Genomic DNA, 25453 nt, shown 5'->3' on the forward strand with positions numbered 1-25453 from the left:
TCAGCCGGCCGACTTGATCAGGAAATGCTCGCGGTAATACTTGAGTTCGTCGATCGACTCGTGGATGTCGGCCAGCGCGGTATGCCGGCCCTTCTTCTTGAAGCCCTTGTAAATCTCCGGCTGCCAGCGCTTGCACAACTCCTTGAGGGTGCTGACGTCGAGGTTGCGGTAATGGAAGTAGGCTTCGAGCGTCGGCATGTAGCGGGCCATGAAGCGGCGGTCCTGACCGATGGAATTGCCGCACATCGGCGAATGCCCCTTGCCTGAATACTTCTGCAGGAATGCCAGGGCCTCGGCCTCGACGGCGGCCTCGTCCATGGTGGAAGCGCGGACCTTGTCGATCAGGCCGGAACGTCCGTGCGTTTTCTGGTTCCAATCGTCCATGGCGGCAAGTGTCTCGTCGGACTGGTGTACCACCCAGGAAGGCGACTCGGCGACCATCTCGAGTTCGGAATTGGTCACCACGAACGCCATTTCGATGATGCGGTCGCTATCCGGGTTCAGACCGGTCATTTCCATGTCCACCCAGACGAGGTTGTTTGCATTGCCTGCCATATAATTGCCCGAAACTTTAAAAACGCCATTTTCTCACAGCTTCCCCGACATCCGCCCGTGACCGAGAATTTCACCCTCTTTTTCCTTTGCATCCTGAGCCTGACCGTGCTCACCCGCCTGTGGCTGAAGTTGCGCCACATCCGCCACGTCGCCGCGCACCGGACACGGGTTCCCGCGGAATTCGCCGAGCGCATCACGCCGGCTTCCCACGAAAAGGCCGCCAGCTACACCATCGACCGCAGCAAGGCGGCGATGCTGGCCACCGTCGTCGAGACAGCGGTACTGCTCGCCTTCACGCTCGGCGGCGGCCTGGCCTGGCTGCACGACTTCTGGTCGGCACACCTCGAAGGCATTGCCTACGGCCTGGCCATGATTCTCGCCGTGATGCTGATTTCCGCGGTGATCGACCTGCCGCTGTCGCTGTACAGCCAGTTCGTCATCGAGGCGCGCCACGGTTTCAACCGCATGACGCCGGCCCTGTTCGTCTCCGACCTCGTCAAGCAGACGCTGCTCGGGCTGGCCATCGGCGCCCCGGTGATCGCCGTCGTGCTGTGGCTGATGAGCGCAATGGGCAACCTCTGGTGGCTGTGGGTATGGCTGTTCTGGAGCGCCTTCAACCTGCTCGTGCTGTTCGTCTACCCGACCTGGATCGCGCCGCTGTTCAACAAGTTCACACCCTTGCCCGACGGCGAGATGAAAACCCGCATCGAAGCCCTGCTCAAGCGTTGCGGTTTCCGCAGCAGCGGCTTATTCGTGATGGACGGATCGAAGCGCTCCAGCCATGGCAACGCCTATTTCACCGGTTTCGGCAACAACAAGCGCATCGTCTTCTTCGACACCCTGCTCGAACGCCTCAGCCCGGCCGAAATCGAAGCCGTGCTGGCGCATGAACTCGGCCATTTCCGCAAGCGTCACATCGTCCAGCGCATCGTGCTGGTGTTCTCGGTCTCGCTCGCCTTCCTCTGGCTGCTCGGTCAGTTGATCGACGCCCCCTGGTTCTACGCCGGCCTCGGCGTGCCGGCGCAGAGTACTGCGCTGGCGCTGATCCTGTTCTTTCTGGTGGTGCCGGTCTTCCTGTTCCCGCTGACCCCGCTGTCCAGCCAGTTCTCGCGCAAGCACGAGTTCGAAGCCGATGCCTACGCCGCCGAACATGCCTCGGCCAACGATCTGGTGCATGCCCTGGTCAAGCTCTACGACGACAATGCCTCGACACTGACGCCGGACCCGCTACACTCGCTGTTCCACGATTCCCACCCACCAGCCGCCCAGCGCATCGGACGACTGCAACACCAGGAGACAAGCGCATGAAAACGACCAGCCCGATGCTCGCCGCCGCCCTGCTGTCCTTTCCGGCCTTCGCCGCCGACCCGTGGGGCAACGCCGACGCCAAGGCCGGCCAGGCCAAGCACGATGCCCAGTGCGTGGCCTGCCATGCCAAGATGTACGGCGGCGACGGCAGCACCATCTACACCCGCCAGGGACGCATGCTGTCGACCAAGCTCGACATCCTGCAACGGACCGCTGCCTGCAACGCCCAGATGAACACCGGCTGGTTTCCGGAAGAGGAAGCCGAAGTCGCTGCCTACCTGAACCAGACCTACTACCACTTCAAGGAATGATGCACGGCCGGGTCGTCGCCGCCCACGGTCGGCAATACATCGTCGAGACCGGGGACGGCACGCGCCTGCCCTGCTTTCCGCGCGGCAAGAAAAGCGAAGTCGCCTGCGGTGACGAGGTCGAGTTCGCCCGCAGTTCGGCCGACCAGGGCGTGATCGAAAAGATCCTGCCGCGGCGCAGCCTGCTCTACCGTTCCAACGAAATCCGCCAGAAGCTGATCGCCGCCAACGTCGACCAGCTGGTCGTCGTTGTCGCCAGCGAACCGGCCTTCTCCGACGACCTGGTGACCCGCGCCCTGATCGCCGCCGAAAGCGAGGACATCGAAGTCCTGATCGCCCTCAACAAGTGCGACCTCACCGACCGCCTGGCCGAAGCCCGGCGCCAGACCGCCGTTTTCACCGCCCTCGGCTACCGCGTACTCGAACTGTCGGCCTTGCACCACGCCGACGACCTGCGCCCCCACCTGCAGGGCCGGACCAGCGTGCTGGTCGGCCAGTCGGGCATGGGCAAATCGACACTGGTCAACGCCCTGATCCCGGAAGCCCGCGCCGCCACCCGCGAAATCTCGCAGGCGCTCGATTCCGGCAAGCACACGACGACCCACGCCACGCTCTACCACCTCGACGCCGACAGCCACCTGATCGACTCGCCCGGCCTGCAGGAATTCGGCCTCGGCCACCTAGGCCGGGGCGAGATCGAGTACGCCTTCCGCGAATTCCGTCCTTACCTGGGCCAATGCCGCTTCCGCGACTGCCGGCACGACCGCGAGCCGGACTGCGCGCTGCGCCCGGCCGTCGAATCCGGCACCGTGGACAAGAGCCGTTTCGCCAGCTATCGCCGGCTGGTCGGCCTCGAGCCGGCGCCCTGAATAAAAGGGCAGTAGCCAGAACCGGCCGCACGGGCCATAATCCCCCTACAACCACTGCCCTGGCGGGAGAACCGAGATTCAAGCGCAGCCGACCATCCTGATCGTCGACGACGTTCCCGAGAACCTCAGCGTCCTCGGCGAACTTTTGCAGCCGATTTACCACGTCCGGGCGGCCAACTCGGGGCAGCGTGCACTGCAGATCGCCAATGCGAACCCGCCGCCGGACCTGATCCTGCTCGACGTGATGATGCCGGGCATGGATGGTTACGACGTGCTCGCCGAATTGCGCAGCGTCGCCACGACCCGGGACATTCCGGTGATCTTCGTCACGGCGATGGACGGCACCGACGACGAGGAGCGCGGACTCGACTGCGGGGCGGTGGACTACATCACCAAGCCGATCCGGCCGGCCATCGTGCTCGCCCGCGTGCGCACCCAGCTCGAACTCAAGCGGGCCCGCGACATGCTCAGCGACCACAATGCCTTCCTGGAAAAGGAAGTCGCCCGGCGCATGGCGGAAAACCAGCTGATCCAGGAAGTCAGTATCCACGCCCTCGCCCACCTGGCGGAAACGCGTGACCCGGAAACCGGCAACCACCTGCGCCGCACCCAGGAATACGTGCGCACACTTGCCAATGCCCTGCAGCATCACCCCCGCTTCAGCGCCTATCTCGACCGCCGCACCATCGATGCGCTGGCGCAGTCGGCACCGCTGCACGATATCGGCAAGGTCGGCATTCCCGATCACATCCTGCTCAAACCCGGCAAGCTGACGCCGGAAGAATGGGAAATCATGAAAACCCACGCCGAAATCGGCGCCCAGGCCATCGCCCAGGCCGAAGCCGACTCGGCGCGACCGGTGGAATTCCTGCGCATCGCCCAGGAAATCGCCCGCTGCCATCACGAAAAATGGGATGGCAGCGGCTATCCCGGCGCCCTGGCCGGCGATGAAATCCCCATCTCCGCGCGCCTGATGGCGCTCGCCGACGTCTTCGATGCGCTGATCTGCGCCCGCGTCTACAAGCCGGCAATGCCGATGGAAGAAGCCTACCGGATCATTGTCGCCGGCAGCGGCACTCACTTCGACCCCGATGTGGTCACCGCCTTCGTCAGCGAATTCGAAACCTTCAAACGCATCGCCGCCGCCTACGCCGAATGAGTCCTGTCCAGGCGACACAGGCCACGAAAGACCCCGGATACGCCCGGGCGACCCAGAAGGTGGTCCTGTGGTACATGGCCTTCGGCGCGTGCTGGATATTGTTCAGTGATCTCGCCGTCAACTGGCTGATCGCCGGCGAACAGGAACGCGCACTGGTCAACCTGCTCAAGGGCTGGTTCTACATCGCAATCACCGCCGGCCTGCTCTACTACCTGATGCGCCGCAAGTTCGGCGAACTCGCCGCTGCCCACCAGGCACTGCAGGCAGCCCGCGAAAACGAGCACAACATGTTGCTGGCGCTCAAGGAAGAGAGCGAGACCCTGGCCCGCTATGCCGTGGCCTTCCAGGCCGCACCGGTCGCCGCCTGCATCACTCGCCTGGAAGACGGCCGCCTGGTCGATGTCAACGAGCGCATGCTGCAGGAATACCACTGGACCCGTGAAGACCTCCTCGGCAAGACGACGCTCGAAGCCGGGTTGTGGGGCCAACCGGAAGACCGGGAACGGATGCTCGCCATCCTCGAGCGCGACGGCCACATCATCGACTACGAAAGCATCGGCGTCGGCACCAACGGCCAGCGACGCGACATCAGCCTGTCGGCCGAAATCATCCGCGTCGACGGCAAGCGCTACCTGATCGTCTTCATCACCGACATTTCCCGCCGCCTGGCCGATGCCCGCGCCCTGATCGAGCGCGAGGAAAAACAGCGCCAGGCCAACCGGGAACTGGAACGTTACCGTCTGCACCTCGAAGAGCTGGTCGCCGAACGCACCCGCGAACTGGCCAGCGCCCGCGATGCGGCCGAGGAAGCGAACCGCGCCAAGAGCGCCTTCCTGGCCAACATGAGCCACGAAATTCGCACGCCGATGAACGCCATCATCGGCCTCACCCACCTGGCCACCCGGCAGACCGGCGACCCGGGAATGCTCGATCGCCTGGCCAAGGTCCAGGACGCCGCCCACCACCTGCTGGCGATCATCAACCAGATTCTCGACATCTCGAAAATCGAAGCCGGCAAACTGGTCCTGGCGCCCAGCGATTTCCGCCTGCAGCAGATCATCGACAACACCTCGACCCTGATCGTCGACCGGGTCCGCTCGCGCGGCCTGCAATTCTCCTGCCACATCGATCCGGCGCTGCCCGAGGTACTGCACGGCGACCCCTTGCGGCTCGGGCAGATCCTGCTCAATTTCCTCACCAATGCGGCCAAATTCACCGAGCACGGCAGCATCCGCGTCGAGGTCGACCTGGTCGACCGGGACAACAGCGGCCTGCTGGTCCGCTTCGCGGTCCGCGACACCGGCATCGGCATCACGCCGGAACAGCAGGCGCGCCTGTTCCAGGCCTTCGAACAGGCCGACGACTCGACGACCCGGCGCTATGGCGGCACCGGCCTCGGCCTGGCCATCGCCCGTCACCTGGCTCAGTTGATGGGCGGCGACACCGGGGTGGACAGCACGCCCGGCGTCGGCAGCAACTTCTGGTTCACCGCCCGCCTGCAGCCCGGCCAGGGCGACGCTGGCGACACCGCCGCCAGCGATGCCGGCGCCGCAATCCAGCTCCGCCAGTTCCAGGCATCGCCGCACATCCTGCTGGTCGAGGACAACCCGATCAACCAGGAAGTCGCCCGCGAACTGCTCGAAGATGTCGGTTTCACCATCGACGTCGCCACCAACGGCGCGGAAGCAATCGAACTCTGCCTGGGCAACACCTACGACCTGATCCTGATGGACATGCAGATGCCGGTCATGGACGGTCTCGAAGCGACCCGCAAGCTGCGCGCCGACGGTTGCCTCACGCCGATCCTGGCGATGACCGCCAACGCCTTCGGCGAAGACCGCAAACGTTGTCTGGAAGCCGGCATGAACGACCACATCGCCAAGCCGGTCAACCCCGACAACCTGTACGCCTCGATCGCCAAATGGATGCCGCTGCATGCCGCCCGGCAACCCGTGACACATGCCCCGCCGGCGGACGACGAAAAGGCCGCGCTCGCTGCCCAGCACTGGGTGGACATGGAGCAAGCCATGCGTGCCGTACGCAACCGGATCGACAACTACCGGCGTCTGCTCGACAGCTTCATCGCCGGCCACGGTCACGACGACGAAATCCTCGAAGCCGCACGCCGGGAGAACCGACTGCAGGATGCCCGACAACTGGCCCACAATCTCAAGGGGGTGGCCGGCACGCTCGGCCTCTGGCGCATCCACGCCGCCGCCTGCGCCCTCAACGACGCCCTGCTGCCCGGCAGTCCGGCCGGAGATCCCGAACCATTGTTTGCCGATCTGGTCGACGCCTTGAAGCAGACCTGCGCCGGTATCCAGCACTACCAACAGGAACATCCGAGACACTCATGACCCCGCGTTTTCCCATGACCCTGGCGGACATCATGACGACCGACGTCCGTATCGTCGAACCGTCCACCCCGCTTGCCGAAACTGCCCGGATCATGAGCGAGGCCGGCATTTCCAGCCTGCTGGTCGGCAGCCGGGAAGGCGCCAGCGGCATCGTCACCGAAAGCAACCTGCTGCGCGCCCTGCACTGGCGCCTGCCCGGAAACACGCCGATCAGCGAACTGATGTCCAGCCCGCTGATCACTGCGCCCCCGGGACTTGACCTGCTGGCTGCCCGCAAACTGCTCGACACGCATCGCATCCGCCATCTGGTGGTGCTGGCTGCCGACGGCCGGACGACGGGCATCGTCAGCGAAACCGACTTCCGCCGCCATCTCGGCGCGCTGGCTTTCAGGCACCTGCAAAGCCTGACCAGCGCGATGGACAGGGAGATGCCCCAGCTTCCGCCCGATACGCCGCTGAGCGAAGCGCTGGCCCGCATGCTGACCAATACGACGGACTACGTGCTGTGCTCCGCCAACGGCGTTCCGCAAGGCATCCTGACCGAACGCGACATTCCCCGCCTGCTCAACCGCGGGCAGGCGGCCAGCGACATTGCGCTGGCCGAGGCAATGACCACCCCCTTGCTTAGCGTCGACATCGACAGCTCGGTCAGCGACGCCCTGGCCGCGATGGCCACGCACCGGGTCAGACACATGCTGGTTCTCGACAAGGGCGGCCGGCTCGCCGGCATGGTCAGCCAGCAGCGACTGTTCGAGCAACTGGCCCTGCACGAGATGGAAGCCGCCCTGATCCGTCTCTGCGAGGAACGCGACCGGCAGCGCCTGCAGACCCAGCTCGACTTTGCCCTGGCCGCCGCCGGTGCCGGCGCCTGGGAGTATCGTCCGGGCAACGACCACTTTCACTGCAGCGACAGCCTGTACAACCTGTTCGGCGAGGCCGCGACCACCCAGCCGAAGTCCATGCTCCAATGGCGCGAACGCATCCATCCCGACGACCGGGCCGCCTACGACCGCTCGTTCGCTGCCCTGCTCGACGGCAGCAGTGCCCAGCACCGCCTGGAATACCGGGTTCGCCATGCCGCCAAAGGCTGGTTGTGGGTCGAGGACCGCGGCAGCATCACCGAGCGCAACGGCGACGAGCGGGTGACGATGGCCAGCGGCATCCTTGCCGACATCAGCCAGCGCCGCGCCATGGCCGCCAACGAAGCCAGCCTGCGCCAGTTGTCCCTGGCCATCGAGCAAAGCCCGCACAGCGTGGTCATTGCCAACGCCGAAGGCAACATCGAATACGTGAACCGCGCCTTCGTCACCTGCACCGGCTACCAGCCGGAAGAAGCCATCGGTCGCAATCCGCGTTTCCTGAAATCCGAGCAGACGCCGCCGGAAACGCCGCAGGCCCTGTGGCAATCCTTGCGCGGCGGCGACCTGTGGCGGGGCGAATTCATCAACCGGCGCAAGGACGGCACCCTGTACAACGCCTACGCGATCATTTCCCCGGTTCGCCAGGCCGACGGCCAGGTCACTCATTACCTGGCCATCGAGGAGGACATCACCGAGCGCAAGCGCGACCAGCAGGAACTGGCGCGTTACCGTGCCGAACTCGAAAGCCTGGTCGAACAACGGACCCAGCAACTGCAGCATGCCAAGGAAGAAGCCGAGTCGGCCAGCCGGGCGAAAAGCAGTTTCCTGGCCAACATGAGCCATGAAATCCGCACCCCGATGAACGCCATCCTCGGGCTGACCCACCTGCTCCAGCGCGATCACGACGACGAGCGCCTGGGCCGGATTGCCGACGCTGCCAACCAGCTGATGCAGCTGCTCAACGACATTCTCGATCTGTCGCGCCTGGAATCGGGCACCCAGAAACCGGCGAACGCCGATTTCTCGCTGGCCGACCTGCTGACCGAAACCTGCCAGCCGTTCGCCGAACAGGCGCACAGCAAGGGGCTGGATTTCGTGCACCACCTTGCCCCGGAGGTTCCGGCGCGCCTTTGTGGCGATCCCGGTTACCTGAGGCAGATCCTGCAGCAACTGCTGTCCAACGCCGTCAAGTTCACCGACCAAGGCAGCATCGCCCTGTCGGTCGATGCGCAGGCCAGCGAGTCCCGCTCGATCACGCTGCGTTTCTCGATCCGCGACACCGGCATCGGCATTCCGGCCGATCTCGTGCCGCGCCTGTTCAATCCCTTCGAGCAGGGCGACAGTTCGACCACCCGCCGGCACGGCGGCGTCGGCCTCGGGCTGGTGATCAGCCGCCGCCTGGCCGAAATGATGGACGGCAGGATAGGCGTGAACAGTCACCTGGGCGAAGGCAGCGAATTCTGGTTCTCGGTGACCCTAAAACGCGCCGACCTGGAAGCCGGCAAGACGCTCCCGGCCGGCTCGCCGCCGCCCGCCGCCGACGATGAGGCGGCGCAGCTCGAACAACTCTCGCGCATCCCCGGCCTCGATCTCAAGGCCGGCCTGCACGCCGTGCGCGGCAAACTGTCGACCTATCGCCGTTTGCTGAGCAGCCTGGCCGACAATCACACCGGCGACTTCGCGCGCATGCGCGAATTGCTGGCCCGGGGGGAAAACGAGGAAGCCCGGCGGCTGGCGCATTCGCTCAAGGGCGCGGCGGCGACGCTTGGCGCCAGTGCGGTGTTCCAGAGTGCGGCCGACGTCGACCACGCCATCCGCCAGACACGGCCAAACGATGAAATCCTCCGCCTCATCGCCGACTGCGAGCAGCAGTACCGGCAACTGCACGCTGCGCTCGAACTGGCGCCGCCGTCCGTCCAGCCCAGCCAGCCGAAGTTGAACATGGCCGCCAGCGAAGTGCGCCAGCAATTGGCCAGTCTGACCCGGCAACTCCAGGATTGCGATTTCTCGGCCCAGGCCCGCCTGCAAACCGATGGTGCCGTCCTGCGCCAACTGCTGGGCGAGGACTTTCCCCGCTTCGAGCGGCAGATCGCCGATTTCGACTTTGGCGCCGCAGCCGAGCTGCTGGCGCAGGCCCTGGCCCGACTCGATTGATCAGGCCGGCTGGCGCGACAACCAGGCAACGGCGCCGTTGCCGGCGCGGTAACCGCTGGCCAGGCAGGCGGTCAGCAGATAACCGCCGGTCGGCGCCTCCCAGTCCAGCATTTCGCCGGCCAGGAAAAGCCCGGGGCAGGTCAGCGACATCAGGGCCGCGTCCAGCCCCTCGAAACGGACGCCGCCGGCACTGCTGATCGCCTCGTCGAGCGGTCGGGTAGCCCTGACCGGCAGCGGCAGCGCCTTGATCGCCGCGGCCAGGGCAACGGGATCGCCGAGCACCGGCGGCGGACAGAATTCGTGCAGCAGCCCGGCCTTGACCCCCTCGATACCGGCACAACGGCGCAGATGCTTCGCCAGCGAATCGCGCCCGCGCGGCCGGGCCAGGTCGGACTGCAGGCGCTCCCGGCTGCGCCCCGGTGCCAGGTCGAGCACCAGGTGTGCGGACGCACCGGCATCGAGCGCATCGCGCAGCGGTGCCGACAATGCATAGACCAGCCCGCCCTCGATCCCCTGCTCGGTGATGTTGAATTCGCCTTGCTGACGCAGACCGCCGCATTCGCCGACCACCGGTTTGACCGGATGGCCGGCGAAACGCTGGCGGAAATGTTCGCTCCAGGCCACATCGAAACCGCAATTGGCCGGACGCAGAGGCGCCACCGGAATATCCCGCCCGGCCAGCACCTCGACCCAGCGTCCGTCGGAACCGAGCTTGGCCCAGCTGCCGCCGCCCAGTGCCAGGAGCGTGACGTCGGCGGCGCACATGACCTCACCGGCCGGGGTCAAGAAGCGTAAGTGCCCGGCCGCATCCCAGCCCTGCCAGCGATGCCGGACGTGGAAACGCACGCCCTGCCCGCGCAGACGGTGCAGCCAGGCACGCAGCAGCGGCGCGGCCTTCATTTCCCGGGGAAAAACCCGCCCGGAACTACCGACGAAGGTTTCAATGCCCAGACCGTGAATCCAGTCGCGCACCGCCTGCGGCCCGAAATCGTCGAGCAGCGGCGCGATCTGGGCAGCCCGTGCGCCATAACGGGCAATGAAATCGGGCATGGCTTCGGCATGGGTGATGTTCATGCCGCCGACGCCGGCAATCAGGAATTTCCGCCCCAGCGAGGGCATGGCGTCGAAGACATCGACTTCGATCCCCGGCTGGGCTGCCAGGCGCTCGGCGGCCATCAGGCCGGCCGGCCCGCCGCCGACGATGACGGCCCGCCGGCGCATCAGTCGACGACCCGCAGGGCTTCCGGAATTTCCTCTTCGTCGAGCGGGACCACGGTCACGGCGACTTCCGGCTCGGCACTGCCACCGCCGAGGATGATGCCGCGCAGCGGCGAAATGTCTGAAAAATCACGGCCGATGGCCAGCGTGATGTGCTCGGTATCGGGCAGGAGATTGTTGGTCGGATCGAAATCGACCCAGTTGTCCGCGGTGCCCGGCGCATATACCGACACCCAGGCATGCGAGGCATCGGCACCGATCAGGCGCGGCTTGCCGGGGGGCGGCCGGGTCAGCAGGTAACCGCTGACATAGCGCGCCGACAGGCCGAGGGCGCGCAGGCAGGCAATCATCAGGTGGGCGAAGTCCTGACAGACGCCACGCTTGTTCTCCAGCACCTCGAGTACCGGTGTCGATACCGTCGTTGCCTCCGGGTCGAACTCGAATTCCTCGAAAATCTTTGTCATCAGATTGTGCGCCCCGACCAGCACCGGCGTGCCCGCCGGGAAACAGTCGGCTGCGTATTGCGCCAGTTCATGCTTGACGCGGACGTGCGGGCTCTCGAACAGGAAACGCACGGCTTCGAGATCTTCCGGCTGCGGCGGCTGGGCATCGTAGGCCAGGCGCTCGCGCAGTTCCTCCCAGGGCATCGAGGCCTCAAGCTGGGCGGCGTCGGGCATGTGCGACAGGATCGCAATGTTCATCGTCGACCGGATGCGCAGGCTTTCGTGCGGCGCATGGAAGGAAATCCAGCTTACCGGATTGCCGAAGGCATCCAGGCCGTCGCGGCGCCAGGTCGGCGGCGGCTCGATGTCGATACGCTGTTCATGCACCAGCTGCCAGGGCAGGAAACGCGGCGACAGGTGCAGTTGCTGCTGCGACAGCGAAATCGGGCTGCCATAGTCGTAGCTGGTTTCGTGCAGGACGTGGTAGCGGACCGGTTCCATGCTTACAGCGCCATGGTCTGCCGGCTGATGTCGCCGACGTGGGTGAAGTAGCGCATGCCAAGGCCGTCCGACAGGTAGGCTGCCGCCGCATCGAGGTCGAGCAGCAGCGTGGCCAGCTCCTCGCACGGCGCGCAGCTGCGGCACTGGTTGAACTGCAGGTGCTCCAGCTTGCCCAGGTCGAAGGCACGCAGGCGCTCGACGGCCTGACTCAGGCGCTGGTCGTAATCGGCGCCGAGTTCGCTGGCCATGCGTTCGAGGTAACGGCCGAGCACGTTGGTCTGGAAGCTGACCCCATGCGGATTGCTCTCGTCGAAGACAAGCAGGTCGATGACCGGCAACAGTTCGGCTTGGCGCGAGTAACGCGAGCGGTAGGTAATGATCGAATCGGCCATTTCCAGCAGCCATTCGAGGCAGCCCTGGCCGCGCGCCGATTCCATGCGCAGGAAGTCGGCGACACCGCGTGCCAGGAAGGACAAGCGCTCCAGGCGACGGCCGATGATCAGGAAACGCCAGCCGTCGTCGCGGGTCATGTTGTCCATGGCAAAGCCGTTGAGCGAGGACGAAACCAGCAACACGCTATCGAGGAAGGCAATCGCCTCGGTCAGCGTCGGGTGCTTTTTCTGCGCCCCCTGCTGTTCGCGCAACAGCCGGTTCAGCGACTGCCAGTGGTCGAGCGACAGGCGTTCGCGCACATGCGAGGCCGACCACATCAGGCTGCGGATGTTGCCGGCCAGGCTACCCGGCTGCTCCGGGTCGTAGATGGCTTCGAGCAGCGCGTGCTCGCTGCCCTCGCCGATTTCGTTGTCTTCCTCGGGCGTCGGCAGGACGCCGAGTCGTTCGGCCAGTTCGAGTACCGACGCAACGGCCTGGGTTTTCTCGCCGCCGACATCGACCAGACGCGCCAGGGCCACGCGCAGCAGGCGGGCGCTGTCGTCGAAGCGCTCGGAATAACGGCCGAGCCAGAACAGGTTCTCGACCACGCGCGACGTCAGGTTGGCGCCGGCACGAACCAGATCGCGGACGCCGAACGAGGGCTTGAGCAGCGTGAATTCGCTGACCGGGCCGTTGGTCAGCACCCAGGTGTCCTTCGAGGCGCCGCCGCGCTGCATCGAGATGATGCGCGCGCCGGCCCCCTGGGCGACGCGGGTCAGGCCGCCGGGCATGACCGAATACTCGCCGTCGCCATTGACCGCGGCGTAGGCGCGCAGACCGACCGGCCGGGCGATCAGGCGGCGCTCGTGGGCGCGGCTCCAGGTCGGCGCCTGCGCCAGATTGACCATTTCCTGAGCGACATAGGCATGCGGCCGGGCTTCGATCCGGCGCAGCATTTCCTCGCGCGCCTCGCCCTCCAGTTCATGACCGAATACCGGCTCCATGCGCTGGGTCGGGTAGGCCGGCTTGATCACCAGATCGTCGAAGTTTTCCTTGACGAACTCCAGCGCCGGTTTCTCGCCGCACCACCAGGTCGCCACCGACGGCATGGCCAGCTTTTCGCCGAGCAGTTCGCGACAGATCGCCGGCAGGAAGCCCATCAATGCGCCGGACGCCAGCAAGCCGCTGCCGAGCGCGTTGGCAATCGTCACCCGGCCGGCCCGGGCGACGTTGATCAGGCCGGGGATGCCGAGTGCCGAATCGCCGCGCAGTTCGAGCGGGTCGCAGTAATCGTCGTCCTGACGGCGCAGGATCACATGCACCCGCTTGAGGCCGCGCAGGGTTTTCAGGAACACGGTATCGCCGCGCACCGTCAGATCCTGGCCCTCGACCAGCGGAAAACCGAGGTAACGGGCGAGGTAGGCGTGTTCGAAATAGGTTTCGTTGTACGGCCCCGGCGTCAGCAGCACGATGTGCGGCTGCTCGCCCGGATCGAGCGGCGCCAGCGCGGTCAGGCCTTCCTGCTGGTCGCGGAAGAAATCGGCCAGATGCTGCACGTGCAGGTCGCGGAACATTTCCGGGAAGACGCGCGAGACCACCAGCCGGTTTTCCAGCGCGTAGCCGGCCCCCGACGGCGCTTGCGTACGGTCGGCGATGACCCACCAGCGCCCGTTCGGCGAGCGCGCCAGGTCGACGGCGTAATGATGGAGCCAGACGCCGCCCGGCGGCTGGATGCCCTGGCACGGCCACAGGTAGCCGTGCTGGCCATAGACCAGCGCCGGCGGCAGCAGGCCCTTGGCGAGCAAGGTCTGGGGGCCGTACAAATCGGCCAGGATGGCGTTGAGCAGGGCCGCGCGCTGGGCCACGGCAGCGGAAATCTCGGCCCATTCGTCGGGCGGGATGATCAGCGGCACCGGATCGAGCACCCACGGCCGGTCGGCGCCGTTCGGGTCGGCATAGACGTTGTAGGTGACGCCGTTTTCCAGGATGCGCCGGTCGGCGAAATCCAGCCGCTGGTGCATGTCTTCCGGCGACACCGCGTCCAGGTGGTTGAAGAATCGCCGCCAGTGCGGGCGCACGTCTCCATCCGCCATCAACATTTCGTCGTAGCGGCGGGCACTATGCGGATAGATGGCGAGCAGTGTACGGGCCATGGCAGGAAAAGAAACAGGCCGCTACCGGCCTGTCGTTCGGCTGGCGACGGAAATCCGTCGCCCAACCGGTTAGAAACGGCGCAAGTCTAGCGTAAACGGGTGCTCGGCGCTGACCTGCGGTGCCTTGACCTCGATCCGCCCCGGCGTGTGGCCGAAGCGGAAGAAACGGGCAAGACGACGGCTCTCCGCCTCGAAGGCATTGACCGGGAAGGTGTCGAAACTGCGTCCGCCCGGGTGCGCGACGTGGTACTGGCAACCGCCGAGCGAGCGCTGCATCCAGGTATCGACGATGTCGAACACCAGCGGCGCATGCACGCCGATGGTCGGATGCAGGCAGGACGCCGGCTGCCAGGCCCGATAGCGGACCCCGGCGACGAACTCGCCGTTGCGGCCGGTATCGGTCAGCGGCACCGGCTCGCCGTTGCAGGTCAGGATGTAGCGGTCCGGCGCCATGCCGGTGACCTTGACCTGGACCCGCTCGACCGAGGAATCGACGTAACGGACGGCTCCGCCGGCCGAGCCCTCCTCGCCCATGACGTGCCAGGGTTCGAGCGCGTGGCGCAGTTCGAAGGCGATGCCCTTGACCGCGAAATCGCCGTATTTCGGGAAGCGGAACTCGAAATGCGGGGCGAACCACTCGTGCTTGAACGGATAGCCGGCGGCGCTCATTTCTTCCATCACGTCGCTGAAATCCTGCTCGACGAAATGCGGCAGCATGAACCGGTCGTGCAGTTCGGTGCCCCAGCGGGCCAGGCGTTGCGGGCTGTAGGGTTCGTTCCAGAAGCGGGCAATCAGCGCCCGCAGCAGCAGTTGCTGGGCCAGCGACATGCGTGCGTGCGGCGGCATTTCGAAGGCGCGCAGTTCGAGCAGGCCGAGGCGGCCGGTCGGGCCGTCGGGCGAGTACAGCTTGTCGATGCAGAACTCGGAACGGTGCGTGTTGCCGGTGACATCGGTGAGCAGGTTGCGCAGGATGCGGTCGATCAGCCAGGGCGGCACGTTCTGGCCGGCCGGCGGAATCTGCTTGAAGGCGATTTCCAGCTCGTAGAGGCTGTCGTTGCGCGCTTCGTCCACCCGCGGCGCCTGGCTGGTCGGGCCGATGAACAGGCCGGAGAACAGGTAGGAGAGGCTGGGATGGTTGTGCCAGTAGGCGACCAGGCTCTTCAACAGGTCCGGCCGACGAAGGAAGGGCGAATCGTTGGGCGTCGCCCCGCCGAGCACGAAGTGGTTGCCGCCGCCGGTACCGGTATGGCGCCCGTCGACCATGAATTTTTCTGTGGCCAGGCGGGTGACGTGGGCGGCGTCGTAGAGGTGGGTGGTCTGGTCGACCAGCTGGTCCCAGCTCCGCGCCGGATGGATGTTCACCTCGATCACGCCGGGGTCGGGGGTGACGCGAAAATGGGTCAGGCGCGGGTCGGACGGCGGCTCGTAGCCTTCCATGATCACCGGCAGCTGCATCTCTTCGGCCGTGGCCTCGACGGCGGCGACGATCTCCAGGTAGTCGTCGAGCGTCTGCGTCGGCGGCATGAAGATGTAGAGCTTGCCGTCGCGCGGCTCGGCACACATCGCCAGACGGGTGATCCAGCCGGCGGATTCCTTGAAGCCCGGGCGGGTGTCGGTCGGCTTTTCCCAGGCCCGGCCCTTGCCTTCAGCGGCGAAGCCGGCAGCAGCACTACGTCGATCCTGCATCTGCGGCGTGCGGGCGCCGACCTCGCCGCTGACACGGGCGCGCAGGGCGGCGTAAGAAGCCAGCGGGTCGGTTGCCGTTTCGGCATCCGGAACATTGACGTAGGGATAGTCGCTCTGCGCCGTCCACGGTTGCGAGTCGATCGGCAGGCGGTAGCCCATCGCCGAATCACCGGGGAACAGGTAACAGCGCTCGGCACGCAGGAACCACGGCCCGGTCTGCCACTCGTTGTAGACGTTCTTCATGATCGGCAGCGTATGACCGACCACGTAGGTCATGCCCTGGGTGAACACCTTCATCAGGCGTTCGCGCTCCATGGCATCGTCCACGCGCGAATCGAAGGGGTCGACGTTGCCGGGCAGGCGCCGTTCGCGCCACATGTAGTAATAGACATCCTCGTAGCCGGGGAAGACGTAGTCCGGGGTCACCCCCAGGCGCTTGGCGACGCGCTTGAGGAAATGCCCGGCCTGGTCGGCGGTGACGCCGTAATCCTTGCGCTCGTCGGCGTACAGCGCCGGGTTGTTCCAGATCGGTTCGCCGTCCTTGCGCCAGAAGCAGTTCAGCGACCAGCGCGGCAGTTGCTCGCCGGGGTACCACTTGCCCTGGCCGAAGTGCATCAGGCCGTTCGGGGCGTACTTGTCGCGCAGGCGATGGAACAGCTCGGCGGCGAAGAAACGCTTGGTCGGCCCGAGCGCGGCAGTATTCCATTCGGCACCGTCGGGGTCGTCGACGGCGACGAAGGTCGGCTCGCCACCCTGGGTCAGGCGCACGTCCATGCGCACCAACTCGTCGTCGATGTGATGGCCGAGATTCTCGATCTCCAGCCATTGCTCGTCGGTATACGGCTTGGTCACGCGTGGCGCTTCCCAGATGCGGGTGACGCCCATCGAATGCGAGAACTCGGTTTCGCACTTGTCGATGGCGCCGCTGACCGGTGCCGCCGACGAGGGTTCCGGCGTACACGCCAGCGGAATGTGGCCTTCGCCGGCAAACAGGCCGGAGGTCGGGTCGAGCCCGATCCAGCCGGCGCCCGGCAGGTACACCTCGGTCCAGGCGTGCAGGTCGGTGAAGTCGGCTTCCGGACCCGACGGACCGTCGAGCGATTTGACGTCAGCGGTCAGCTGGATCAGGTAGCCGGACACAAAACGCGCGGCCAGACCAAGATGGCGCAGCAACTGCACCAGCAGCCAGGCCGAGTCGCGGCAGGAGCCGGAGCGCTTTTCCAGGGTTTCCTCCGGCGTCTGCACGCCGGGTTCGAGACGGATCGTATAGCTGATGTCGCGCTGCACCTTGGCATTGAGGGCAACCAGGAAATCGACGCTACGCGTCGCCTCGCGCGGGATGCCGGCCAGGTACTTGTCGAACAGCGGGCCATAATTGACCTTGTAGAGATAAGGCGCCAGTTCGTGGCGTTCCTCGGCGACATAGGCAAAGGGAATTTTCTCGGCGTGCGGTTCGAGGAAGAAGTCGAAGGGATTGATCACCGACATTTCGGCGACCAGGTCGACCTCGACGCGGAATTCGCGGGCCTTTTCCGGGAACACCAGGCGCGCCAGGTAATTGCCCTGCGGGTCCTGCTGCCAGTTGATGAAATGCTTCGCCGGTCCGATCTTCAGCGAATAGGACAGGATGCGCGTGCGCGAATGCGGACAGGGGCGCAGGCGGACGATCTGCGGCCCGAGGTTGATCAGGCGGTCGTAGCTGTAATGGGTGACGTGATTCAGTGCGACATGGATGGACACGGGCTGGCTCCGGATGGATTGTTGACAAGCTCAGAAGCAAGACATGAACCAGCTTGCAAGACATTGATTCTTAAGGCCAGCAATTGTGCGACGCACATGATGAAGGCTTGATGCCGTAATGCGCGCACCTGAACGGTGCATGCATCGTCGCCTGAGCCGGCTGAACCGCGGTCAGCTATCGTCTTTGCCAGCCAGACCGGACGTCCTGTCAAACCATCGCTTGATCATCAGGAACAGGACATCCGGATTGACCGGCTTGGCGATGAAATCGTCCATGCCGACGGCCAGACAACGCTGCCTGTCATCGACGAAGGCATTGGCGGTCATCGCCAGGATCGGCGTTGTCGCATTCAGGGCAAGCTGACGGATCGCCTGCGTCGCCGCCAGGCCGTCCATGACCGGCATCTGGATATCCATCAGGATCAGGTCATAGTGGACCTGAGCGGCCTTTTCGACTGCCTCGCGACCGTCGGAAACGACGTCGACGGCGAGGCCGAGCGATGTCTCCAGCAATTCCCGGGCAACTTCCTGGTTGATCGGATCGTCCTCGACGACGAGGATGCGTCGATCATGATAGCGCTGCCGGATGAGCGCCTCGGCCTCACTGCCGGCAATCGCCATCGACGAGGCGTCGGCGGCCGGCTTGGCGGCCTTGTTGAAGCGCAGCACGAAACTGAAGCGACTGCCGACGCCCGGCGTACTGGCCACCTCGATCGAACCGCCCATCAGTTCGACCAGCCGCTTGCAGATGGCGAGGCCGAGCCCGGTGCCGCCATGGCGACGGGTGGTCGAACTGTCGGCCTGCTCGAAGGGAGAGAAAATGCGCCCCAGCGCCTCGGCCGGAATGCCAATACCGGTGTCCTCGACACTCAGGCGCAGTTTGATGTCATCCGGGGTTTCCGCTTCGACCCCGAGGTCTATCGTCACCCCACCCCGTTCGGTGAACTTCACGGCGTTGGTCACCAGATTCAGCAGCACCTGCTGCAGGCGCAGCGGGTCACCGAGAAGCTCCAGACCGGCCAGACGCGGATCGATCTGGCGCTTGAGGGTCAGATGACGAGCTTCCAGACGGTCGTGGATCAGGCTGTCGATATCGGCAAGCAGGCTGCCGAAACGGAAGGGAACGTTCTCCAGCACGAGGTGCTCGGCATCGATCTTGGACAGGTCGAGGATGTCGTTGACCAGGTGCAGGAGGTGATTGGCCGCGCCGGAAATCTTGCCCAACTTGTCGCACAGCGCCGGATCTTCGTAGCGGCGCAGGAGGATTTCGCTCAGCCCGATGATGGCATTCATCGGCGTGCGCAACTCGTGGCTCATGTTGGCGAGGAAGCTGCTCTTCGCCCGGTTGGCGGCTTCGGCGGCATCCTTGGCGACCCGCAGTTCGTTAGTACGGGCGGCGACGAGGTCTTCCAGATGCAGGCGGTTCTGCTCGAGTTCGGCCTCCACCCGCTTGCGTTCGGAAACATCGAGCAGGACGCCGATGACGGCCGGGCGCCCTTCATGTTCCATGATCCGCCCATAAACCTCGACATCCAGCCGGCTACCGTCCTGGCGCAAGCCGACAAAGGAATAATTGACCGCCTCGACTTCGCCGCTCATCCGCCGCCGCAGGTTTTCGGCGACGGTTTCCCGCGCTTCCGGCGCCACCAGATTGCTGACCGGAACCCGCCCGATCACCTCGTCCGCGCTGGCAAAACCGAACATCTGGGCGAAACGCGGATTGACGTAAGGAAAGTAGCCATCCTGGATGATGTACACCCCGACCAGGGATTGCTCGATCAGGCCGCGGAACTTGCGCTCGGCGGCAAGCAAAGCCTGCTCCGCCTGCCGGCGCCGGGCGATGTCGCGGCACAGACCGAGCACATTGCCGCTGGGCAGGAGGACGGCGCTCATTTCGGCATGGGCGATCGAACCGTCCTTGCGGCGCAATTCGATTTCGCTGAAGCAACGCCCTTCGGCAACAACCCGCTTGAAGAGCTGCTGGTGCGCCTCGTCCAAGCCGCCGATGCCCATGCTCAGGAGTTCCTGCGGCGCGTAGCCGAGCAGTTCGCCGGCCGTCTGATTGACGTACTCGTAACAGCCATCCGGACGGGCAATGAAAACCGCATCCGGCGTGTTGTCGAGGATGCTGCGCAACGACTGCTCGCTGTCCCGCAACCGATGCGCGATCGCTTCGATCCGTCGGTTGTGGCGGGAATTGCCGTAAAGCAGGCCGAAAATCATCAGCGCGAGCAGCAATCCGTAACCCGCGATGCTCTGCGGCAGGCGGCTGGTCGACGCCATGTCGAACTCGGGGCTGCTGCGGAAACGGACAACCCAGCGGTGACCGGCAAGTTCCATCGGCAGGTCGACGACATGACGACCTGCCGCCGACTCGCCTGCCAGCGAATCGTAGAGCAGGTTTTCCGGGGCGACCGCCGTGTCGAACAGGGCAAAATCGACGTCCATCTCGCGGCTCGCCTTGATCTTGCCGAGCAGGTCGCCCGCCCGGAAGGGGCTGAAAACAAAACCGAGCAGCGCACGCCGGCGTTGTTCGACGGTATCGCGCGGCAAATCGGTTCGATAGACCGGCAGATAGATCAGGAAACCCGGTTGCTGCTCCGGCCCCGTCGGTTCCTGCCTGAGAATCAACTTGCCGGTCATCGCCGGCAGCCCGCTGTCGCGGGCACGCTCCATCGCTTCGCGACGCGCGGTATCGGCCAGCATGTCGTAGCCGATTGCCCGCCGGTTGCGTTCGTTCTGCGGCTCAAGGTAGATGACGCTGCTGTATTGCTCGCGCTGGCCGGGCGGCCGGATTTCGTGCGGCAAGATGCCGTCGGCGCGCAAGCGCTCCTCATGGGCAGCCTTCGCCTCGGGAGCAATCACCAGTGCCAGACCCAGCCCCTGCGTGCCATGCAGTTCTCCGCCAAGTTGCAGGCGGGCGACATAGCGCCGCCATTCATCGCGGCTGACCTCGTCGCTGGCTTCGAAAAAGGCGGCCGCCCCGCGCAATATCTGCTCATGCGCCGACATCCGCTGGTGGATGTAATCACGCTCCTTTTCGGCACGGTAGAGAAAGCGTTCGTTGGCGCGGTGGGTCGCGGTTTCGCTGGCCAGATACCAGGCGGCGAGGATCAGCGACAGCAACAGCCCGAGCACGACCCAGGGCAACACATCGGGACTCAGGATACCCCGGCGGCGCGACCCCAGCGGCGATGATGCTCCGGTGCAGGACAAGGGAACGGGCAATTGTGCTCCAATCTCGAAATTGTCGTTTGCGGACAAGACGCCTTGGCGACCGCCACGCTTACGACAAATGTATTTCGTCCTGCGCCAGAATACAAACTAATCCTGCACCAACAAGTCGCCAAGTGCACGAGCGGATTTCCCACGGCACAAAACCTGCTTCAATCTGGTGCATGAATTCCAGCTCCCCCGCCCAACGCATCATCAAGATCCGCCGCGACTACAACACCTGGGTCGCCAACGAGACGCTCGAAGACTACGCGCTGCGTTTCACCCCGCGCAGCTTCCGCAAGTGGTCGGAGCTACGCGTCGCCAACACCGCCTTCGGCGCGGCCTCCTTCTTGGTGCTCGAAGCGGTCGGCGCGACCATGCTGGTCAATGCCGGCTTCATCAACGCCTTCTGGGCGATCCTGGCAACCGGGCTGATCATTTTCCTGATCGGCCTGCCAATCTCGCATACCGCCGCCAAACACGGACTGGACATGGATCTGCTGACGCGCGGCGCCGGTTTCGGCTACATCGGCTCGACCATCACCTCGCTGATCTACGCCTCGTTCACCTTCATCTTCTTCGCCTTAGAAGCGGCGATCATGGCCTACGCGCTGGAACTCGCCTTCGGCCTGCCGCCGGCCTGGGGCTACCTGGTCTGCGCGCTGGTGGTGATCCCCATGGTCACCCACGGGGTCACGGCGATCAGTCGCTTCCAGGCGTGGACGCAACCCGTGTGGATCTTCCTGCTGGTCCTGCCCTATGTCTTCGTGTTGATGGAAGAACCCGACGCCTTCGCCGGGCTGCTCGCCTACGCCGGCGAAAAGGGCAACGGCAGCAGCTTCAACCCGCACCTCTTTGGTGCAGCACTGACCGTCGGCATCGCCATGGTGACCCAGATGGGGGAACAGGTCGATTACCTGCGCTTCATGCCCGAGAAGACCGCCGCCAACCGCGGCCGCTGGTGGTTCGGCGTGATCGTCGGCGGCCCGGGCTGGGTCGTCCCCGGCATCCTCAAGATGCTCGGCGGCGCCCTGCTCGCCTGGCTGGCGCTGCGCAACCTGGTGCCGGCCGACAAGGCGGTCGATCCCAACCAGATGTACCTGATCGGTTTCTCCCACGTCTTCGACAACACCGTGCTGGCCATCGCCGCGACCACGGTTTTCGTCATCGTCTCGCAGCTGAAGATCAACGTCACCAACGCCTACGCCGGCTCGCTGGCCTGGTCCAATTTTTTCGCCCGGCTGACGCACAGCCATCCCGGTCGCGTCGTCTGGGTCGTGTTCAACACGCTGATCGCACTGCTGCTGATGGAGCTCAATGTCTTCCAGGCGCTCGGCCAGGTGCTCGGGCTGTACTCCAACATCGCCATCTCGTGGATGGCGGCGGTGGTCGCCGATCTGGTGATCAACAAGCCGCTCGGCCTGTCGCCCAAGGGCATCGAATTCAAGCGCAGCCACCTGTACGACATCAACCCGGTCGGCGTCGGCGCCATGGCCATCGCCTCGGCGCTGTCGGTGGCCACCTTCACCGGACTGCTCGGCGCCGCCGTCCAGCCCTACGCGCCCTTCGTCGCGCTGGCCGCGGCCTTCGTCGCCGCGCCTCTGATCGCCTGGGCGACCGGCGGCCGCTACTACCTCGCCCGGCCGGCCGCCCGGGCGCAGCCGGGCAGCCAGCAATGCGTGATCTGCGAACGCGCGTACGAAAGCGAGGACATGGCCCACTGCCCGGCCTACCAGGGCGCCATCTGCTCGCTGTGCTGCTCGCTCGATGCCCGCTGCCACGATTTGTGCAAGCCGCAGGCCAGCCTTTCGGCGCAGTGGCACGCCCTGCTCCGCCGCCTGCTGCCGGCGCCGATCCTGCCCTATCTGGAAACCGGCCTCGGCCATTACCTGCTGCTGATGGCCGGCGTCGTGCCGGTGCTGGCGCTGGTCCTCGGCGTGCTGTACACGCATGAGCTGCTGAGTCTCGGCGGCGGCCATCCCGAACTGGCCGCCGCCCTGCAGGACAGCTTCATCAAGACCTTCGCCGCGCTGCTGCTGCTTTCCGGCGTCGGCGCCTGGTGGATGGTGCTGACCCAGGAAAGCCGGCGCGTCGCCCAGGAGGAATCGAACCGCCAGACGCAGTTGCTGCTGCAGGAAATCGAATCGCACCAGCGCACCGACGAGGCGCTGCAGAAGGCCAAGCAGGTGGCCGATGCCGCCAACCAGGCGAAGAGCCGCTACATCACGGCGATCAGCCACGAACTGCGGACGCCCTTGAACAGCATCCTCGGCTACGCGCAGATCCTCGATGCCGACGAGAGCGTGCCGCCGCACCGCCGGCAAGCGGTCAGCGTCATCCGCAAGTCGGGCGACCACCTGCTGTCGGTGATCGAGGGGACACTCGACATCGCCCGCATCGAGGGCGGCAAGCTGACGCTGGAGGTCAAGGCGATGGACTTCCCCGACTTCATGCAGCAGATCGTCGGCATGTTCGAACTGCAGGCGCGCAACAAGGGGCTGAGCTTCAACTACCGGCCGGCCGGCGAACTGCCCGCCGTGGTCCGCGCCGACGAGAAGCGGCTGCGCCAGATCCTGATCAACATCCTCGGCAACGCGGTGAAATTCACCGTGCGCGGCGGCGTCGAGTTCTCGGTCGAATGCCGGCGCGAAATGGCTGTTTTCGAAATCCGTGACAGTGGCCCGGGCATCCCGGCCGCCGACATGGAGCGCATTTTCGAGCCCTTCGTCCGCGGCAGCACGGTGCAGGCCGGCGGCAGCGGCGTCGGCCTGACCATCGCCCGCATGCTGACCGACCTGATGGGCGGCGAGCTGCAGGTGTCGAGCACGCCCGGCGAGGGCACGCTGTTCCGCATCCGACTGTTCCTGCCGCAGGTGCATTCGGCGCAGGCGGCGCGCGAACTGCCCAAGCTCAACCGCATCGGCTACGTCGGCGTGCGCCGGCGCATCCTGGTCGTCGACAACGAGAAGGTCGACCGCGACATGCTGCAGAGCGTGCTCGAACCGCTCGGCTTCATCGTCGAGCAGGCGGCCAGCGGCTACGAGGCGCTGCAGGTCATCCCGCGTTTTGCGCCGCACTTGGTGTTCATGGACCTCGGCATGCCCGGCATCGACGGCTGGGAAACGATCCGCCGCCTCCGCCAGCAGCGCCTGACCGAAGCGCAGATCGCCATCCTCTCGGCCAACGCCTTCGACAAGGGGCTGGACAACGATGTCGGCATCGCCCCCGAGGACTTCATCGTCAAGCCGCTCAAGGTCAATCAACTGCTCGACTGGCTGGGCCGAAAGCTCGACCTCGAATGGGTCACCGCCGACACGCCGCCGCCCGCCCCGGTACCGGCCGAACCGCTGCCGCTGGTCGCCCCGGGCGCCGGGCACGTCAGCGCGCTGGAAGAAGCGATCAACCTCGGCTACCTGCGCGGCATCCTCAACCAGCTCGCCGAGATCGAAAAGCTCGACACCCGCCACGGCGAATTCGTCCGCGTCCTGCGCGAACTGGCGCGCCAGTTCCAGTTCGACGCGATGAAGGAAATCCTGCGAAAATCGGCCCATGAACTCCGTTGACCGCGCCATCTCCGACATCGTCCTGATCGTCGACGACATCCCCGAGAACCTCTCGCTGCTGCACGACGCGCTCGACGAGGCCGGCTACACCGTGCTCGTCGCCACCAACGGCGAATCGGCGCTGCAGCGGGCGCGCCAGAGCCTGCCCGACGTCATCCTGCTCGACGCGCTGATGCCCGGCATCGACGGCTTCGAAGTCGCCCGCCGGCTGAAGGCCGACTTCGCGACGCAACAAATTCCCATCGTCTTCATGACCGGCCTCACCGAAACCGAGCACGTCGTCGCCGCCTTCGCCGCCGGCGGCGCCGACTACGTGACCAAGCCGATCCGCCCGGCCGAAGTCCTGGCGCGCATCGCCGCGCACATGCAGAACGCCCGCCAGATGAAGCAGGCACGCAGCGCGCTCGACGCCTTCGGCCAGGCCACCGTCGCCGTGCGCGCCGCCGACAGCAAGATCGTCTGGCAGACGCCGCTGGCCCGCGACCTGCTCAACGCCTACTTCGCCAACCCGGAAACCGTCGCCCCGGAAGAACTCCTCGCCTGGATTGCCGCCGCCAACGCCGCCCGCCGCGACCAGCGCGAACCGGCGCCGCTGCTCATCGCCGAGGGCAACAAGCGCCTGCTCGCTTCCTTCCACGACCAGACCGGCGACGACGAATGGCTGGTCGTCCTGCGCGAGGAAAACGATGCTTCCGCCGTCGAATCCCTGATCGCCGCCTTCCGCCTCACCCAGCGCGAAGCCGAAGTGCTCTACTGGGTGGTCCAGGGCAAGACCAGCAAGGACATCGGCGACATCCTCGGCAGCAGCCCGCGCACCGTCAACAAACACCTGGAGCACATTTACGAAAAACTCGGAGTGGAAACGCGGACGGCGGCAGCCAACCTGGCATTGGGGAAAATGCGCGGCCAATAAGCCCGAACAGACACGCGGCGATGATGGTAAGACCAAGCGCTTCTGCTAGAATGCAGCGAAACGCAAGGTCGCATACCC

At 65.5% G+C, this 25453-nt stretch carries 14 protein-coding genes; 8 read left to right on the forward strand and 6 right to left on the reverse strand.

What is annotated here, in order from left to right:
* Positions 1 to 555, reverse strand: a complete 555-nt coding sequence (gene orn / locus Q0799_RS02045; RefSeq protein WP_298393661.1) for an oligoribonuclease — start codon at positions 553 to 555, stop codon at positions 1 to 3.
* A 57-nt stretch (positions 556 to 612) separates the two neighbouring features.
* Between orn and Q0799_RS02050 the strand changes: the two genes are divergently transcribed.
* The 6 genes from Q0799_RS02050 (at position 613) to Q0799_RS02075 (ending at position 9570) form a co-directional block, all read left to right on the forward strand.
* Positions 613 to 1863 (forward strand): M48 family metallopeptidase, encoded by a 1251-nt coding sequence (locus tag Q0799_RS02050; RefSeq protein WP_298393663.1) that lies wholly within the window; start codon positions 613 to 615, stop codon positions 1861 to 1863.
* On the forward strand, positions 1860 to 2174 hold the full coding sequence (locus Q0799_RS02055; RefSeq protein ID WP_298393665.1) for a cytochrome c: 315 nt from the start codon (positions 1860 to 1862) through the stop codon (positions 2172 to 2174). Before Q0799_RS02050 ends, Q0799_RS02055 begins: the two co-directional genes overlap by 4 nt.
* Positions 2171 to 3040, forward strand: coding sequence for a ribosome small subunit-dependent GTPase A (rsgA, locus tag Q0799_RS02060; protein ID WP_298393667.1), 870 nt, complete (start codon positions 2171 to 2173; stop codon positions 3038 to 3040). The genes Q0799_RS02055 and rsgA overlap by 4 nt, the downstream gene beginning before the upstream one ends.
* Positions 3041 to 3116: 76 nt before the next feature.
* Positions 3117 to 4199, forward strand: a complete 1083-nt coding sequence (locus Q0799_RS02065; RefSeq protein ID WP_298393764.1) for a two-component system response regulator — start codon at positions 3117 to 3119, stop codon at positions 4197 to 4199.
* Positions 4196 to 6556 (forward strand): PAS domain-containing hybrid sensor histidine kinase/response regulator, encoded by a 2361-nt coding sequence (locus tag Q0799_RS02070; protein WP_298393669.1) that lies wholly within the window; start codon positions 4196 to 4198, stop codon positions 6554 to 6556. Before Q0799_RS02065 ends, Q0799_RS02070 begins: the two co-directional genes overlap by 4 nt.
* Positions 6553 to 9570 (forward strand): CBS domain-containing protein, encoded by a 3018-nt coding sequence (locus tag Q0799_RS02075; protein ID WP_298393671.1) that lies wholly within the window; start codon positions 6553 to 6555, stop codon positions 9568 to 9570. Before Q0799_RS02070 ends, Q0799_RS02075 begins: the two co-directional genes overlap by 4 nt.
* Here Q0799_RS02075 and Q0799_RS02080 read toward each other — a convergent pair whose 3' ends face one another.
* The 5 genes from Q0799_RS02080 to Q0799_RS02100 all read right to left on the reverse strand — a co-directional run bounded on the left by Q0799_RS02080 (position 9571) and on the right by Q0799_RS02100 (position 20836).
* Complete coding sequence (locus Q0799_RS02080) at positions 9571 to 10791, reverse strand: TIGR03862 family flavoprotein (RefSeq protein WP_298393673.1); 1221 nt, start codon at positions 10789 to 10791, stop codon at positions 9571 to 9573. It abuts the gene before it with no gap.
* A complete protein-coding gene (locus Q0799_RS02085) occupies positions 10791 to 11732 on the reverse strand; it encodes a transglutaminase family protein (protein ID WP_298393675.1) in 942 nt (313 codons plus the stop codon). Before Q0799_RS02085 ends, Q0799_RS02080 begins: the two co-directional genes overlap by 1 nt.
* 2 nt (positions 11733 to 11734) lie before the next feature.
* Positions 11735 to 14257: a circularly permuted type 2 ATP-grasp protein gene (locus tag Q0799_RS02090; RefSeq protein ID WP_298393677.1), complete on the reverse strand. Its 2523-nt coding sequence runs from the start codon at positions 14255 to 14257 to the stop codon at positions 11735 to 11737.
* Positions 14258 to 14326: 69 nt separating this feature from the next.
* A complete protein-coding gene (locus Q0799_RS02095) occupies positions 14327 to 17683 on the reverse strand; it encodes a DUF2126 domain-containing protein (protein WP_298393679.1) in 3357 nt (1118 codons plus the stop codon).
* 171 nt (positions 17684 to 17854) lie between these two features.
* The gene (locus Q0799_RS02100) at positions 17855 to 20836 is read right to left on the reverse strand and encodes a CHASE domain-containing protein (protein WP_298393681.1); all 2982 of its coding nucleotides are present in this window, start codon (positions 20834 to 20836) and stop codon (positions 17855 to 17857) included.
* A gap of 245 nt (positions 20837 to 21081) precedes the next feature.
* Here Q0799_RS02100 and Q0799_RS02105 point away from each other — a divergent pair, with 245 nt between their 5' ends.
* Positions 21082 to 24462, forward strand: coding sequence for an ATP-binding protein (locus Q0799_RS02105; protein ID WP_298393683.1), 3381 nt, complete (start codon positions 21082 to 21084; stop codon positions 24460 to 24462).
* Positions 24449 to 25375, forward strand: a complete 927-nt coding sequence (locus tag Q0799_RS02110; protein WP_298393685.1) for a response regulator transcription factor — start codon at positions 24449 to 24451, stop codon at positions 25373 to 25375. The genes Q0799_RS02105 and Q0799_RS02110 overlap by 14 nt, the downstream gene beginning before the upstream one ends.
* The last annotated feature ends 78 nt before the right edge of the window (positions 25376 to 25453 follow it).

The sequence above is a fragment of the uncultured Azonexus sp. genome (assembly GCF_937982035.1).
Taxonomy (GTDB): Bacteria; Pseudomonadota; Gammaproteobacteria; order Burkholderiales; family Rhodocyclaceae; genus Azonexus.